Below are 14,503 nucleotides of genomic sequence, written 5' to 3' on the forward strand. Positions count from 1 at the left end.
TCGGCGAGTATGTAAACGCAGGGCCCTCCGACCCCGCCCGACGATTTCGATTGGCGACCTTTGACGGAGTCAAGGGAGGAGCCAAATCGAAATACGTCGGGCGGGGTCGGAGGGCCCGATGGGGTGGATTCCAGCCGAGGCTATTCGTCGCCGAAGCTGATGCCCAACGCCTTGGCCTCGCGCACCAGATCGCTCTGGGGGTCGACATATTTGAGCTTGCCGGCGACCTCCTCGAGCGGCATGTGGCACATCTTGCCGTCACGCAGGGCAATCATGTAGCCAAACTCGCCGCGTAGGCAGCCGAGCGCTGCCTCGACGCCGCACTGGGTCGCAAAGATGCGGTCCTGGGCGTCGGGCTGGCCGCCGCGCTGCGTGTGGCCGGGGATGGCGACGCGGGTCTCGCGACCGGTCTTGGCCTCGATCTCCTTGGCGATGTCGTACACGATTGACGGGCTCGTACGCTCGGCGAGCTTCTTCTTGTACTCCTTCTTGGACAGTGCCGCGTCATCCTTGGAGATGGCGCCCTCGGCGACGGCTACGATCGTAAAGCGGCTGCCGGTTTCCATGCGATGCTCGATGGTCTTGATGACGTTATCCATGTCGTAAGGGATCTCGGGAATCAGGATGACGTCCGCGCCGCCCGCGACGCCGGCATACAGCGGAATCCAACCGACCTTGTGGCCCATGATCTCGATGACAAACACGCGGCCGTGACTCGAGGCAGTGGTGTGGATGTCGTCGATGCACTTGGTGGCGACGTCGATGGCGCTCGTAAAGCCAAACGTCAACTCGGTGCCCCAGGTGTCGTTGTCGATGGTCTTGGGCAGGGCGATAACGTTGAGGCCCTCTTCGCGCAGGCGGTTGGCGGTCTTGGTGGAGCCGTTGCCGCCCAGCATAAACAGGCAGTCGAGCTGCAACTTGTGATAGGTGTGGACCATCGCGGGCACCTTCTCGACGCCGTCGGCCTCGGGAGTATCCAGGCGCTTGAACGGCGTACGGCTCGTGCCCAGGATGGTGCCGCCGCGGGTGAGGATACCGCTAAAATCGGCGGGCGTCATGACGCGGAACCTGCTGTAGATAAGGCCCTGGTAGCCGTCCTCAAAACCGTAGATCTCGATAGGCTCTTCGCTATTGGTCATGAGTGTTTTGACGATGCCGCGCATGGTGGCGTTGAGCGCCTGGCAGTCGCCGCCACTGGTAAGAAGACCGATCCTGAGCATGATGAATCCTTCCGGGCAAGTTATAACATGCGCATAAGTTTACCCCCGCACACTGTTGATACGGGGGTAAAACGTGTTAGCTCAAGCGTATAGAAATGTAAGCAACGTCAGGCGAGCGTAAGGTCGACGGGCCTGGCTCCTTACAGTGCGAAGGCGTCGGCGTCGCCCCAGTGGCGGCGCAGCGTAATAGCGGCGGCGGGTTCGGTATTGTCAAAGACGACCGACCACTGCGTGTTGCTGGTGATGTCTTCCGGATTGGGCTCTTGCGCTGCAGCGCGTAGGGCCTTCCAAGCGACTGCCTCGTCTTGGGCACCGACATGGGCGTCAAGGACATCGGCGATTGCGACGGCGCGCTCTTTACCATGGCCCAGCTCGCCATTCTTTTGGTTGGGGAGCACCTCGTCGCCATAGCAGGTGTAGAAGTTCGTAACCTGGCGTACGGGAGTCGCTTTGAAAGCGCGGTCCGGATCGTGCGGATCCCACTCTACTACGCGCGCGTCACCGGCGGCGTCGTTGATAAAGAAGTGGTAGTCGCGTCCGGCCATGGCGTGCATGTCATAGGCAGAAAGCAGGTCGACGGCCTCCTGTGTGGTAGCCGCGCGGTCGAGCACCAAGCGGATGGCGAGCGAGGTATTGATGACGGGGCGCTGCGTGTCCTGGTCACAGGGCTTGGAATCCAGAGTGAGTACGGCAATGGACACGCCGCATTCGTTAACACCGTCGAGCTGGGCAAACGGGCCCATCAACGCCGCGGCGCGTCCGGCGATGGAGTCAAGCGGAGTGTTATCGCCCAGGTTATTGAGGGCCGCAAAGCCGATGGAGGCATAGCCGTCACGCGGGTGATTGCGCACCAGCAGCGCCGAGGTGTCGTCCTTAAAGTCGTAATTGCGACCGGTGCGCACGCGGCCTTCGGCATCTACGGCGACAAAAGCGCTGCAGGCAAACTGGGGTGCCTGGACATGTGTCGGCACACCGGGCAGCACCTGCGCCACCACGGCATCGATGTAGGCCTGGTCGTCGCGCACGCCAGCAGCGATGATGCGATCAAGATCGTAGTCGTAGGCGATGTCGATTGCGTACAGGTCATAGCCATCCGCATAGTCGGTCAAGCGTTTGAGCGACGCGGCGGACTTGATTTGCTTGTGATAAACGATACCGGTGGCAGCGGCAAGGCCGACGGCGGCTCCCGCGACACCGTAGGCGATGGCAATGTTACGTGGCTTCATGACGACTCCTCTCGTCCTGTTAGCGTAATTGTCGCAAAAGGAGTGCGGGCATGATGACTCAACTTGGTGAGCGGCGCGGAATTAAGCACGGAATGAAGAGTGCGGCGCTGGCGCGGCGGGGTATGCTGGAAGGGACCATCAACCCAGCGAAAGGGGAGAGCATGACGGATCAGGAAACGCCCGAGCGCGCGCACGTGACGGCCGACGATATCGAGGCCGCCAACGACCTTATCGACTTTATCGAGGCATGCCCCAGCATGTTCCATACGGCGGCGACCATTATGGCTGAGCTCGACGAGGCAGGCTTTACCTATCTGCCCGAGAACGCGGCATGGGATATCGAACCGGGCGGTCGTTACTACACGCAGCGCAATACTTCGAGCGTTATCGCCTTTAAGGTGGGCGAGGACTTGGCTGCGACGTGGGGCGAGGACGGCGTTGCCGGTGACTATCATTTTCGGCTCACGGCGTCGCACAGCGATTCGCCGACGTTTAAGGTCAAGGCCGTGCCCGAGCTTGACGGCGCAGGCGAGACGTTGCGCCTGAACACCGAGGCCTACGGCGGCATGATCGACTACACCTGGTTCGATCGTCCGTTGGCGCTCGCGGGCCGCGTGTTGGTACGCGAAGGCGACCGTATTGAGAGCCGCCTGCTTGCCACCGAGCGCGAAGTCGCTATTATCCCGAGTCTTGCTATCCACATGAACCGCGGCGTTAACGAGGGCTTTGCTCCCAACCGAGCCGTCGACCTGTGCCCGCTCATCAGCGCTGGCGACCTTAAGCAGGGTGACTTCGATGCCCTGATCGCTGACGAATTGGACGTTGAGCCCGAGCAGATCCTGGGCCGCGATCTGTTCCTGGTCAATCGTCAGGATGCACGCATCTGGGGCTGGGCCGACGAGTTTATCTCGACGCCCAAGCTCGACGACCTGGCCTGCGCCTACACCTCGCTGCAGGCATTTTTGGGTGCCGAGAACGCGCGCGACGTTTCGGTCTTCTGCTGCTTTGATAACGAGGAGGTTGGCTCCGAGACCAAGCAGGGCGCCATGTCGACGTTCTTGGCCGATGCGCTGCGACGCATCAACGGATCGCTGGGCTTTGATGACGAGTCCTACCATCGCGCCCTTGCCGCATCGATGCTCGTGAGCTGCGATAATGCGCATGCCGTGCATCCCAATCATGCCGAAAAGTGTGACGCTCGCAACCAGGTGGTGCTTAACGGCGGCATCGTCATCAAGGAGGCAGCCAACCAGCACTATTGCACCGATGCCTTTAGCCGCGCGGTGTTCCAGGCTATCTGCGATGACGCCGACGTGCCCACGCAGGCTTTCGCCAACAAGAGCGACATGGCCGGCGGTTCTACCCTGGGCAACCTGTCGAACATGCAGGCGAGCATGCATGCCGTGGACGTGGGCCTGCCGCAGCTTGCCATGCACTCGAGCTACGAGACCGGCGGCGTGCGCGACGTAATGTACGCCATCCGCGCCCTCACCGCCTTCTACGAGCGCGACCTAACCATCAACGGAGCCGAAAGCGTGGAGCTCTAAATGCGAGCCGAAGAAATGAAGGCCGAGCGTGGGGCTCAGCTTATTGATCGGGGTTTACAGCTGTTCGTCGCCGCTTGCCATGAGTCAGGGGTCGACGTGTCCAAGGCGCGACCAACGAGTGCTGAAGAACTCAAGCGTAACGCCTATTCGGACCGCTATGACGAGGAGACGGACTGGCTCTAATAAGCGAAGTGTCGAAAACGCTAGATGTATGTTTGATATCACTTTGGCGAGAGTGTCGCAGACAGAACTACCGGTATGGCGCAAGCCAACCTGACCCCATTGCACCAAACCTACCAAAAAGGGACAGGTTTATTTTGGCAGGTTTTATCTGGGCAAATGCCACAACGCCAACGGCAAGACGGAACTGCTAAGGCTTGCAGATGAAGCCGGCGCCAGCGAAACGCCGCAGGTAGAGCGCACGCCAGCGAGAGCCCGCCGTTTGAGCCAAGGTGCCGTGAAATGAAAAGGCGCTGACCTTCTGGTCGCGCCTTTGAAATTGAGCGGCAGATTGGCCAAACGGCGGGCTCGCAGCGTCGGCTCATTACGCCGTTCGTTAGAACGGCGTAATACTTAGTGTTCGATCCAACAACGTAGCGTCTCGCCCGCCTGCAGGTGACGCAGATTCTCCGCGGCGATGTCGACGACGTTGTTGAGCGTGGCTGCCAGGTGGAACCAGCCGGAGACGTGCGGCGTGATGAGCATGTTGGGCGCATCCCACAGGGGGCTTGTCGCGGGCAGCGGTTCGGGGTCGGTGACGTCGACCGCGGCGCCGGCGAGATGTCCCGACTCCAGAGCGGCAACCAAGTCATCGGTGACCACAAGGTCGCCGCGGCCGCCGTTGGCAAAGAAGGCACCTGGTTTCATCGCGGCAAAGAACTCGGCGTTCGCCAGACCGCGGGTCTCGGGCGTGCTCGGCATAAAGGATGCAACGATGTCGGCCTCTGCCAGGCGCTCAGGTAGGGCGTCCATGCCGTCCATGTCCTCAAACACAATGGGGTAGACGAGTGGATGGCGCTTGATGCCGCGGACGTGCGCGCCCATGCCGCGGCAGAGCGTGGCAAAGTGACCGCCGATATCGCCCGCGCCCAGCACCAGCACGTTGGCGTTTTTGAGCGAGGTAACTGGCCCCAAATCCTCCCAGCGATGTTCACGCTGCAAGTCGTGATAGCCGGGCAGGCGCTTCATCATGGAAAGGACCATGGCAAACATGTGCTCGCTCACGGCCTGGCCGTAGGCGCCCACCGAGCAAGACAGTTTGGCGTCGGCTGGCACGGTGCCGGCGGCCAAGTAATCGTCATAGCCCGCGGTCTGTAGTTGCAGCAGCTGGAGGTGCTCGCATGCGGTAAGTAGGGCAGGGTCTATGTTGCCCAAGATCACGTCGGCGTTGGCGACTTGTTCGCGCGTGATAGCGTCGGCGCTCGTGTAGATAAAGTCCTCGCCCGGAGCGCTCGACTCAAGAATTGCGCGATGGTGGTCGTTGACGGGCAGCAAAACCAAGATGTTCACAAGCAGTCCTTTCCGCTTGATCCGCCAAAAAGGGACAGGTTTATTTTGGCGGGTTTTATCAGGCAAAACGTTCAAACAAAAACGCCGGATGCTAGACGAGCGTGCCCGTCAGCATCCGGCGCATCCACGGCTACCAGCTCAGCAGCTCGTAGCCGTCCTCGGTCACCACGAGCTGTACCTCGCACTGGGCCGAATCGCTGCCGTCCTTGGTGCGCACGCACCAACCGTCACCCTTGCTAATCTTGATGTCGGGCGCTCCGGCGTTGACCATGGGCTCGATGGTAAAGACCATGCCCGGAGCCATGATGGTGTCTACATCGGGCGCCTCGGTGGTAAAGCCCACAAACGGGTCCTCGTGGAACTCCTTACCGATGCCGTGTCCGCCGTACTCGCGCACCACGCTAAAGCCGGCGTCCTCGACCGTCTTTTGCACGGCCTCGGCCATCACGGATAGCGGCAGCCACGGCTTGACGGCCGCCAGACCCGCCTCCACGCTGGCGCGGGTGACGTCGACCAGGCGCTGGCGCTCGGCCGAGACTTCGCCGATGCAGAACATACGGCTCGAGTCGCTAAAGTAGCCGTCCAAGATCGTGGAGCAGTCCACGTTGATGATGTCGCCCTCGTGCAGCACGTCCGTATCGCAGGGGATACCGTGGCAGACCACGTCGTTGATCGAGGTGCACACGCTCTTGGGGTAGCCCTCGTAGTTGAGGTCGGCCGGCGTGCCACCGTGCTCGACGGTGTAGTCGTAGATCATCTGGTCGATCTGGTTGGTGGTCATGCCCGCGGCGATGTGCTCGCCCACGTAGTCGAGCACGCCTACGTTGATGGCGGCCGAACACTTGATGCCCTCGATATCGGCGGGCGTCTTGTAGAGCGTGCGGGGCAGAACCTCCCAGCCCTCTTCCCACAGGCGCTCGAGGCGCTCGTCGAAGGCGCTGTGGCATTTCTTATATTTTTTGCCGCTGCCGCACCAGCAAGCGTCGTTGCGGCCGGGCACGGGTCCATTGTCAAACATGGCTAACTTCCTTTCATTCGCAGCTAGTATAGCCCACCCCATCAGCCAAGTACCGGGTAGTCTGTGCGGTTCTGCTAGTAGCTCACCTGGCAGGGGATGCCGAGCGCGCGCACGCGTGCGGCGATTGTGTCGAGCACCACGGGCGCTGCTTTGGCAAGGCCGGCGACCGGTGTCTCGCGCGCCACCGTGTAGATGGTCGCCTCCTGCGGGCGAATGCGCTCGAGTGCCGCGAGCCAAGGGCCGACGTACGCTTCACCAGTGTTATCGAGGGACTTGCCCTGGTACTCGCCGTTCAAAAAGATCGTCTGGATAATAACGTGGCCGTTAAAGCTCGCGAACGTCTCGATCTGGTGCTCGACGTCGTAGGGGCCAACGGGCTGGTCGAGCAGCTGGATAAAAGCCGGGTCGACCGTATCGAGCTTGAGGATGTTGTCGTCGACCATCATGAGCGCATCGTGCACAGCGGGCTGGTCAGCGCGCGTGCCATTGGAGAGCACGGCGATCTTGGTGTTCGGGGCCAGCTGGTCGCGAAGTGCGATGGCGCCGGCGATAGCCTGCGGAAACTCCGGTGCGGCGGTGGGCTCGCCATTGCCGGCGAAGGTGATTACATCGGGTAGCTCGCCCTCGGCTGCCATCTCGCGCAGCTTGGCCTCGAGTGCGTCGAGCACCCCGGCGGCCGTGTTATACGGCTCATGGCAGGGGCGCTCGGCGTTAAGGCCGTTCTCGCAGTAGATGCAGTCGAACGTGCAGATCTTGCCCGACGCCGGCATCATGTTGACACCGAGCGAAAGGCCCAGGCGGCGACTGCGCACCGGTCCAAAGATGGGGCTGGCATTTAAAAACGTAGACATAGGCATATGCTCCTTGGGACAGTTGTGCCTAAGCATAGCATCGGTGCCAAAGTCTGATTCGGGCTTGTGCTTTTCAGATTTCGTTTTTTCACGCTGCCCTCGATGTCCGCGCTATGAGAGGTTTCCGGTTGGGTACAGTTAATGCGTTAACAAGGTGCAAGACGATGGGGCACAACATGGATTTTACGGTCGAGAATGCGGGCACCACGATTGCCTGTCGCGAGTTTGCCGAGCCGGGCGTGCCGTCGGATGCGCCTGCCTTGGTGTGCGTGCACGGCGCTTGCGTCGACGGCACATTTTTCGACGGCATCGCTTGTGAGCTCAGTCGCAACTACCGCGTAATTGCCTACGACCGCCGCGGCTGTGGTGGCAGCAGCGATGCGGCAGACGGCAGCTATGATCTTGCCGCTCAGGCCGCCGATCTGCAAGCCGTGATCGAACACGTTGGCGCTCCGACAAATGTGCTTGCGCACAGCGCCGGTATGTTGGTGGCGCTGGAGCTTCTTCGTACCGAACCCCATCTCGTCGCCCGTGCGATTCTGCATGAGCCGGCTGTGTCGGCCGAAGGCGTCGGCATGGGCGCAGCCCCGGTTTTGCTCGATATGATTGCGGCTGGAAAGGTTTCAAGGGCGCTCCGGCTTTTCTTGGGAGCCCTCGGCGACTTGGACCCCGAGGCTCCTGGAACGACCGAAGCGGAAGCCAAACATGCCCTGCGCAATGGTCGTTGCTTCATGGCCAATGAATACGGGATTACTATGACCTGCGTTCCCGATTGGGATAGCGTTCGCGCGTCAAAAACGGTGGCCGCCGTGCTCCTGGGCGAGCTCTCGATTGGCACGCCCCGCGAGGCTGGCACGCGAGCGGCTGCCGAATATCTCGATTGCCCTCTCGTGACGATCCCGGGCGCGCACAACGGCCTGCGCGATCGTCCGGCAGCGGCTGCCCGGGCTGTCCGTGGCATCCTGGGGTTCTAGCACCCGCAATAGTCAAAGCAGGCTCCATCCGCAAACGTTTCGGCCGTGTTAACAAATGTGCTCAAAACCTCACGTCTGCGGCTTCAATCGCGCCGTCTGCCAACTCATAAAAATGTAACAGCATTCACGTGCCCACCTGCATCGGCAAGGTGTTACTCTTGTAACATTTGGAACCCACCGCTACCATGCGAAACTATCGAAAGGGCCCCATATGCTCAATAATCACGAGGTCAATCTAACCGACGAGGAGGCTGCCGCTGAGGTCGCCCGTGTCGCGAAGAACTACCCCGTGGTGCGTTTGCTGTCGGCCGATCAGATTAAGAGCGAGCCTAACTGCTTGCTCGCCGGCGATCGCTGCCCTTGTCTGCGTCAGTCGAGTCTTGAGGCTTTGGCAGACTCCGATGAGGTGTCGGAGCAACTGCTCAATGATGGCACTGAGTACCGCGCCCGTCTACGCCCTCTGAAGGTCGAGGGCGAGCCTCACGTCTTGCTGATGGTGCGTCCGATTGATGAGCAAGAGGCCGCGGAAGAGGACCTTGTCTACACCGACGTGCTGACGAGCGTGCGCAATCGCCGATATTACGAGGAAAAGCTTCGCAGCGCCCGCATGAATGCCGGCGTTGCGATGATCGACGTTGATGATTTTAGGGCCTTCAACGATACGTGTGGCCGTCATGCCGGCGACCTTGCGCTCGGTGCTGTGGCGACAGCCATACGCAGCGGAATTCGTTCGACTGACGAGCTTGTGCGCTATGGCTGCGACAAGTTTGTGGTTGTCATGCCCAATATTCCCTCCGATGACTTCACCCGTCGCCTGCATCAGGTGTCCGATGCCGTTCATTCCACGATTATTCCGGGCCATGAGTACGTGAGCTTGACGGCATGTGTTGGTGGCGTTCGCATTCATGGCGAGACGGTCGATGAGGGCGTTGGCCGCGCTGCTCAGTTACTGAGCCGCGCTAAGGCAAAAGCCGGTACGGTCGTGACCGATGCCGATTCCATCGAGGCCTTCCAAAGCGAAAAGCCTTTGGTGCTTATCGCCGATGACTCCGAGATGAACCGAGCCATTCTCAGCGAGATGCTCAAGGACGAGCATTGCATCCTCGAGGCCGATAACGGTCGTGCGGCGCTCGACATGGTCGACCGCTATGGCGATGAGTTGTCGCTCGTGCTGTTGGACATTGTGATGCCGGGCATAAGCGGCTTTGAGGTGCTGGCCGATCTGCCGCGCCGATCGGGTATCGATAATCTGCCTGTCATCATGATTTCGAGCGAAGATTCCGATGATGCGGTTCTGCGCGCGTACGAGCTGGGCGCCTCGGACTATATCAACCGCCCGTTTGACTCCCGTGTCGTGCGCCGCCGCGTAAGCAACACCATCCGCCTGTACGCCAAACAGCGCCGCCTGACGAACCTGCTGTCCCAACAGTACAACGAGCGCGTCAAGAACAGTCGCATGCTCATCGACATCATGGCCGGCGTCATGGAGCTTCGCAACGGCGAGAGCGGCAGGCACGTTACGAACATCGAAAAGCTGACCGAGCTGCTGCTTGGCTATCTGGTCCAGCGTAGCGGCACGATCTCCCTCGACAATGAGGAACGCTCCACGATCGCCCTGGCTTCGGCGCTGCACGATATCGGCAAGATGTCGATTGACGATGCGATCCTCAACAAGCCCGGACGCCTTACGCCCGATGAGTTCGAGATTATGAAGACGCATACCACGATCGGCGCCGACATGCTGCTTGAGCTGGGTAGCCATCACGCCGGTAATGCGCTTATGGAATATGCGTACCAGATTGCGCGTTGGCATCACGAGCGCTGGGACGGCAAGGGTTATCCCGATGGCCTTAAGGGCGACGAAATTCCCATCGCCGCGCAGGTGGTTTCGGTGGCTGACGTGTACGATGCACTGACGAGCGTGCGCGTGTACAAGGACGCTATCCCGCACAAGGAGGCGATCCAGATGATCCTGGACGGTAAGTGCGGCACCTTTAACCCGCTGCTGCTCGATTGCCTGCTCGAGGTGCAAGACCAAATTGCCGAGACGTTGGCACGCCCCGCCGACGTCGTCGCGTTTCCCACGATTTAGTTTGACCAAAGGAGTTTTTAATCCATGATTTCCATGCGTGAGGCGTATGAGAAGATCGGCGCTAATTATGACGACGCGTGCGCTCGGCTGATGGGCGGGGAAATGCTTGCCCGCTTTGCCCTCAAGTTTTTGGATGACGAGAGCATGGGCAAGCTGGAGGCCGCCATGGCGGCAGGAGACGCCGAAGGTGCGTTTATGGCAGCGCACACGCTCAAGGGCGTGAGCCAGAACCTGGGATTCGATAATCTGTACGAGCCGGCGGTTGTGGTGACCGAAGCGCTGCGCGGCGCCGATGCCGTTGACGGCGCTCGCGAGGGAATGCATGCGCTGCAGCAGCAATATGCGGCAACGATGTCGGCCTTGCGCGAGGCGGCCGAGTAAGAGCTCGCGAGCTTTGATGACTATGAGAGTTGATAATCTCCCGTTTTAGGCCCGGTGGCGGCCTCAAAGTGGGAGATTGTCCACTCTCGTTCGATACATGTCCAAAAATCCACTCTCACCCCTTCTGATTAGTGAATGGCCCATGCGCACTGGCGGGGCTTTCCGCATGCAATCCATATCGTTGTTCGATAAACTGTTCGAATAACGATAGAGTCGATGAGGGTGAGTGTATGTCCAACAGCGTTCAGCGTATGGCCAAGGCGGGCGAAAATATCAGGAAGCTTGGTTTTTGCATGGCAGCCGTTTTTGCAGGGATGCTCGTCGCTTTTGCCGCGTTGGTTGTTTACGTGATCTGGTATGCGGTTGCAAACGTTGTTTCTGTCGATTCTTTCGGTGTCGTGACGCTTCTCGATGGCGGGAGCATCGTTATCCCAAGCGGGCTGTGCCTGGCACTCGTCGTGGGTGTTTCGCTTGTCGTTTTGTGCGGAATCAGCCATAACATCTCTCGGGGCGTCTCGCCCTTTACCAAGGCGCATGTGCGGCTTATCCGTGTTCTCGCGCTTGCCTTTGCTGTTAACGCCGCGGTTTCGCTTGTTGGTGCCTATGGATCGGTCAATCTCACCATTGGCGGACTGGAGCTTTACATTGTGCCTCATTCCTTCGTTATTGAGATTTGCCAAGGCGCTACCTTTGATGCGGGGTCGTTTATCGGCGCAGTTGTCTGTTTGTTTATCTCGGCGATCTGGAGTTATGCCTCGCTGCTCCAAGAGCAGTCTGACGAGCTTGTGTAGGAGGAAACATGAGCTATCTCATCATCGAGCTTGAGACGCAGCTGCTTAAGACCGGAAAGACCAGTGCTGATCTGATTCGAGCGACGGGGCATACTCCGGCTAATATTTCAAAGCTTAGAAACGGAAAGATAAAAGCTATTCGCCTAAAGACGCTCCTCGATATCTGTGATGAGCTTGATTGTCAACCGGGAGATATTATTCAGCGCGTGAGCGAGAAAGAGCTTGAGGAGCTTATTGTCGAGCGTGCAAAAAACGTTGTGAGGCAGATGCGGGACGGCGGAGGCAACGAGGCGTCGCTTCCGACATCAGTCTTTGCTGTCGATTTGAGCGACGAGTAGCTTAAGGCGAACAACTAAAACGAAATATCAGCGTGAAAGAACCCGTGTCTAACACGGGTTCTTTCTTTTAGATTATCTTGACAAATATGAGTTATCAAAAAACAATAACAACTATGGAAAACGATAAAGTAAAGAAGGAACGATATGAGCGGTTTTGCTATCAAGCGGAACGGGAGGCCAATGAACGCATCAACGATAAGGCTATCAAGGGTGTCAAAGCGCTACGGGAAACGGCGCGTTTTGCATGACGTTTCCTTCGAGGTGGATCAGTCTGAGCTTTGCGCCCTTGTTGGTGCAAACGGGGCGGGCAAAAGCACGCTTATTAAAATAGTGCTGGGCCTCTGTGAGCCATCGTCGGGGAGCGTGGAGCTCTTTGGAGGCAAGTCGAAAAAAGAGCTGAGCCTGATGCGGACGCGTGTCGGCTATGTGCCAGATTCCTGCGGAGCATACCAATCTCTCAGTGCGGCTGAGAATCTTCGGATCCGATGTGCGGAATGGGGGCTCGATGAGAAACGTGAGGTTCCTCGCGTCTTGGGCCTGGTCGGGCTGGACGTCGATGAGAAAAAGAGCGTGAGCAGTTTTTCTCTGGGAATGAAACGGCGACTGGATATAGCTACGGCTTTATTGGGCGACACCGACGTACTAATTTTCGATGAGCCGGCAAATGGATTGGATCCGTTGGGCATCGAGAGTATATGGGCCCTTATCGGTCGATTGAATCGGGAGCAGGGCAAAACCATGCTTATCTCTAGCCACGACTTGGATGAGCTGGCATCGGTTGCAACAAGCTGCCTGTTTCTTCATGACGGCGAACTGCTGAAAAAGGAATCGATGGACGTCATAAGGGATGAGGCGCCATCCCTAAAAGAGTATTACAGGCGCTTGATGAAGGCGGTCTCGCTATGAAGCGGGCGATCCATCCCATAAAAGCAGATATGATGCGTTTGTACAGGATATTTCCGGCGAAGTTTGGTCTTGCGCTTATGTTGGCGTTCGGCCTTCTCTTCGGCATCTTTCTAAAAAACGGAACAACGTTGCTCGCCTTTGGCAATAGCGTTTTTGGGGAGGATATTGGCTTCTGCTGGAATGTAATCGATCCTTCTGCACCCGATGAGTCCCTTGTGCGCAGCGCTTTTGCCGGTACGTCTCTGTTCGTACCGCTCATCGTTTGCCTGGTGATTTTACAGGAGCGCGGCTATGAAGAGGGATACCGAATTTCTATGGCAAGAGGTCTCGCCCGCTTTAATGGCGCTCTAGCACATGCATTTTCGTCTGCTTTAATAATTGGCGCAGCATATAGTGCGCTTTGCCTTCTTCTTTTTGCAATAGCCATAATACGTGGAGGGCATAACTACTCGCACGACATGCTAACTGCATTTTTGCCTGCAATGATGATCAACGCCGTATTGGTGATATCGGTTGCGCTGGAGACGGTGACCATCTATCGGATCACAGGCAGCGCTGTATTGAGCGGGGCTGTGCTAATAGTTGGATTTGTCATGAGCTTGACGCTCTACGGAACCTTCCTTCAGGCGCCCATACCATCCTTGCGATGGATCTTCCTCCTTCCGGGGCCGTACCTTGGAGTCGGATGTGCCCTTGGGTATAGCGATATGGGTCAGCTGACACTTCTGGAATATGGCGTGGCAGCCAGCTGTCTATCGGTATTGATTTACGCTCTCGTGAGCTTTCGCGCTGGAGGTGTGCTCAATGGTTCGTCAGATTAAAAGACTTCTCCAGTCAGAATTGAAGCATGTGAGCAAATGGACGTACGCCTTAATCCTGGTTATTTATGCGTGCATGGTGGTATTGCAGCTTAAGTCTTTCCCGATGTGGTTCTGTAGCCTCCGTGAGAACAGTTTCTTGGGCTTTTTCCCAGACCCGACGCTTCGGCTATCGGCAGAGGATGTCCTTCTATTTGGTAATGCAGAGGTTTTTCGCGGTCTGCTGTTCAACGTAGCCCCGTTGGCTCATGCATTGTTCTTTCCGTTCATCGCGGCTTGCATTGTGCCGCGCTTTGTCAGTTCGGGCTTTATTGAGGAACCGTGGGGGTTGACGGAGGCTCGGGGAGGGAAGCGGGCGTGCGCTATCGTTGCGCGAACGGTGCTGTCTTCTTTCGCCCTATTGGGCGCGTTTATCCTGTCAAGTGTCGTTTTGTACTGTCTTAACTGTGTAATCGTTTTGGATGCTCAACAGTGTTTCAACCTGAATATGTTTTGCTATCGACTTCTTCTGGCGAGTGCCGTCTGCCTTGCATATGTGGTCTCTTGCGTGATCGTTGTTTCCTATTTTGGGTCCGGCTTCGGTCCTATTGGCATGCTGTTGCTTGTCAATGTCGTAACGCTCTACATACAGGTCGGAGCCAATTCCATGCTTCCGTTTCCGTCCTCGATGCTCATGTGGATTTGCGGCGTGACCCCGTTGGGGGATGGTCAATGCACCTCGATTTTAATTGACTGCCTCATAAACGTAGCAAGCGTTTTTGCCATCTGCTTTACCGTCGACCGATTGCGGTCGAGATTTCTTTGATTGTTTGTGAGGGATGAACATACCGAG

General features: G+C 58.2%; 15 protein-coding genes. 10 read left to right on the top strand and 5 right to left on the bottom strand.

Translation table 11 applies throughout. From position 1 onward, the window contains the following. Nucleotides 1-140: 140 nt before the first annotated feature. Nucleotides 141-1,220 carry a 6-phosphofructokinase gene (locus DXD56_RS04050; protein ID WP_117640208.1) on the bottom strand — a complete coding sequence of 360 codons (1,080 nt, stop codon included), beginning with the start codon at nucleotides 1,218-1,220 and terminating at the stop codon, nucleotides 141-143. Nucleotides 1,221-1,360: 140 nt separating this feature from the next. Next, nucleotides 1,361-2,446, bottom strand: coding sequence for a carcinine hydrolase/isopenicillin-N N-acyltransferase family protein (locus tag DXD56_RS04055; protein WP_117640210.1), 1,086 nt, complete (start codon nucleotides 2,444-2,446; stop codon nucleotides 1,361-1,363). A gap of 161 nt (nucleotides 2,447-2,607) precedes the next feature. On the opposite strand from DXD56_RS04055, the gene DXD56_RS04060 reads away from it, so the two are divergent. Then, the gene (locus DXD56_RS04060; RefSeq protein WP_233524928.1) at nucleotides 2,608-3,993 is read left to right on the top strand and encodes a M18 family aminopeptidase; all 1,386 of its coding nucleotides are present in this window, start codon (nucleotides 2,608-2,610) and stop codon (nucleotides 3,991-3,993) included. Beyond that, entirely contained in the window at nucleotides 3,994-4,176 is a 183-nt protein-coding gene (locus DXD56_RS04065; protein WP_117640212.1) for a hypothetical protein, read from the top strand. 390 nt (nucleotides 4,177-4,566) lie between these two features. On the opposite strand, the gene DXD56_RS04070 is transcribed toward DXD56_RS04065, so the two are convergent. The 3 genes from DXD56_RS04070 to DXD56_RS04080 all read right to left on the bottom strand — a co-directional run bounded on the left by DXD56_RS04070 (nucleotide 4,567) and on the right by DXD56_RS04080 (nucleotide 7,371). After that, nucleotides 4,567-5,502, bottom strand: a complete 936-nt coding sequence (locus tag DXD56_RS04070; RefSeq protein WP_117640214.1) for a D-2-hydroxyacid dehydrogenase — start codon at nucleotides 5,500-5,502, stop codon at nucleotides 4,567-4,569. Between the two features lie 130 nt (nucleotides 5,503-5,632). Next, a complete protein-coding gene (gene map / locus DXD56_RS04075; protein WP_117640216.1) occupies nucleotides 5,633-6,520 on the bottom strand; it encodes a type I methionyl aminopeptidase in 888 nt (295 codons plus the stop codon). A gap of 74 nt (nucleotides 6,521-6,594) precedes the next feature. Further along, on the bottom strand, nucleotides 6,595-7,371 hold the full coding sequence (locus tag DXD56_RS04080) for a radical SAM protein (RefSeq protein WP_117640218.1): 777 nt from the start codon (nucleotides 7,369-7,371) through the stop codon (nucleotides 6,595-6,597). A 176-nt stretch (nucleotides 7,372-7,547) separates the two neighbouring features. On the opposite strand from DXD56_RS04080, the gene DXD56_RS04085 reads away from it, so the two are divergent. From DXD56_RS04085 to DXD56_RS04120, 8 genes are all read left to right on the top strand, one after another. Then, nucleotides 7,548-8,345: an alpha/beta fold hydrolase gene (locus DXD56_RS04085; RefSeq protein WP_158549318.1), complete on the top strand. Its 798-nt coding sequence runs from the start codon at nucleotides 7,548-7,550 to the stop codon at nucleotides 8,343-8,345. A 211-nt stretch (nucleotides 8,346-8,556) separates the two neighbouring features. Continuing rightward, nucleotides 8,557-10,437 (top strand): diguanylate cyclase, encoded by a 1,881-nt coding sequence (locus DXD56_RS04090; RefSeq protein ID WP_117640222.1) that lies wholly within the window; start codon nucleotides 8,557-8,559, stop codon nucleotides 10,435-10,437. A 24-nt stretch (nucleotides 10,438-10,461) separates the two neighbouring features. Then, nucleotides 10,462-10,818, top strand: coding sequence for an Hpt domain-containing protein (locus DXD56_RS04095; RefSeq protein WP_199407877.1), 357 nt, complete (start codon nucleotides 10,462-10,464; stop codon nucleotides 10,816-10,818). Between the two features lie 230 nt (nucleotides 10,819-11,048). Beyond that, nucleotides 11,049-11,609, top strand: a complete 561-nt coding sequence (locus tag DXD56_RS04100; RefSeq protein WP_117640224.1) for a hypothetical protein — start codon at nucleotides 11,049-11,051, stop codon at nucleotides 11,607-11,609. Between the two features lie 8 nt (nucleotides 11,610-11,617). Beyond that, nucleotides 11,618-11,947, top strand: a complete 330-nt coding sequence (locus DXD56_RS04105) for a helix-turn-helix transcriptional regulator (RefSeq protein ID WP_089572320.1) — start codon at nucleotides 11,618-11,620, stop codon at nucleotides 11,945-11,947. A 144-nt stretch (nucleotides 11,948-12,091) separates the two neighbouring features. Next, nucleotides 12,092-12,853 carry an ABC transporter ATP-binding protein gene (locus DXD56_RS04110; protein WP_117640226.1) on the top strand — a complete coding sequence of 254 codons (762 nt, stop codon included), beginning with the start codon at nucleotides 12,092-12,094 and terminating at the stop codon, nucleotides 12,851-12,853. Beyond that, nucleotides 12,850-13,674 carry a hypothetical protein gene (locus DXD56_RS04115; RefSeq protein ID WP_117640228.1) on the top strand — a complete coding sequence of 275 codons (825 nt, stop codon included), beginning with the start codon at nucleotides 12,850-12,852 and terminating at the stop codon, nucleotides 13,672-13,674. The genes DXD56_RS04110 and DXD56_RS04115 overlap by 4 nt, the downstream gene beginning before the upstream one ends. After that, the gene (locus DXD56_RS04120; RefSeq protein ID WP_117640230.1) at nucleotides 13,658-14,476 is read left to right on the top strand and encodes a hypothetical protein; all 819 of its coding nucleotides are present in this window, start codon (nucleotides 13,658-13,660) and stop codon (nucleotides 14,474-14,476) included. The genes DXD56_RS04115 and DXD56_RS04120 overlap by 17 nt, the downstream gene beginning before the upstream one ends. Nucleotides 14,477-14,503: the final 27 nt, after the last annotated feature.

Source organism: Collinsella sp. TM06-3, from assembly GCF_003436395.1.
Taxonomy (GTDB): Bacteria; Actinomycetota; Coriobacteriia; order Coriobacteriales; family Coriobacteriaceae; genus Collinsella.

Coding starts and splice junctions, on each gene's coding strand:
- DXD56_RS04105 (WP_089572320.1), top strand. CDS start 11,618: ATGAGCTATCTCATCATCGAGCTTGAGACGCAGCTGCTTAAGACCGGA.
- DXD56_RS04055 (WP_117640210.1), bottom strand. CDS start 2,446: ATGAAGCCACGTAACATTGCCATCGCCTACGGTGTCGCGGGAGCCGCC.
- map (WP_117640216.1), bottom strand. CDS start 6,520: ATGTTTGACAATGGACCCGTGCCCGGCCGCAACGACGCTTGCTGGTGC.
- DXD56_RS04100 (WP_117640224.1), top strand. CDS start 11,049: ATGTCCAACAGCGTTCAGCGTATGGCCAAGGCGGGCGAAAATATCAGG.
- DXD56_RS04085 (WP_158549318.1), top strand. CDS start 7,548: ATGGATTTTACGGTCGAGAATGCGGGCACCACGATTGCCTGTCGCGAG.
- DXD56_RS04095 (WP_199407877.1), top strand. CDS start 10,462: ATGATTTCCATGCGTGAGGCGTATGAGAAGATCGGCGCTAATTATGAC.
- DXD56_RS04060 (WP_233524928.1), top strand. CDS start 2,608: ATGACGGATCAGGAAACGCCCGAGCGCGCGCACGTGACGGCCGACGAT.
- DXD56_RS04110 (WP_117640226.1), top strand. CDS start 12,092: ATGAGCGGTTTTGCTATCAAGCGGAACGGGAGGCCAATGAACGCATCA.
- DXD56_RS04050 (WP_117640208.1), bottom strand. CDS start 1,220: ATGCTCAGGATCGGTCTTCTTACCAGTGGCGGCGACTGCCAGGCGCTC.
- DXD56_RS04115 (WP_117640228.1), top strand. CDS start 12,850: ATGAAGCGGGCGATCCATCCCATAAAAGCAGATATGATGCGTTTGTAC.
- DXD56_RS04090 (WP_117640222.1), top strand. CDS start 8,557: ATGCTCAATAATCACGAGGTCAATCTAACCGACGAGGAGGCTGCCGCT.
- DXD56_RS04065 (WP_117640212.1), top strand. CDS start 3,994: ATGCGAGCCGAAGAAATGAAGGCCGAGCGTGGGGCTCAGCTTATTGAT.
- DXD56_RS04080 (WP_117640218.1), bottom strand. CDS start 7,371: ATGTCTACGTTTTTAAATGCCAGCCCCATCTTTGGACCGGTGCGCAGT.
- DXD56_RS04120 (WP_117640230.1), top strand. CDS start 13,658: ATGGTTCGTCAGATTAAAAGACTTCTCCAGTCAGAATTGAAGCATGTG.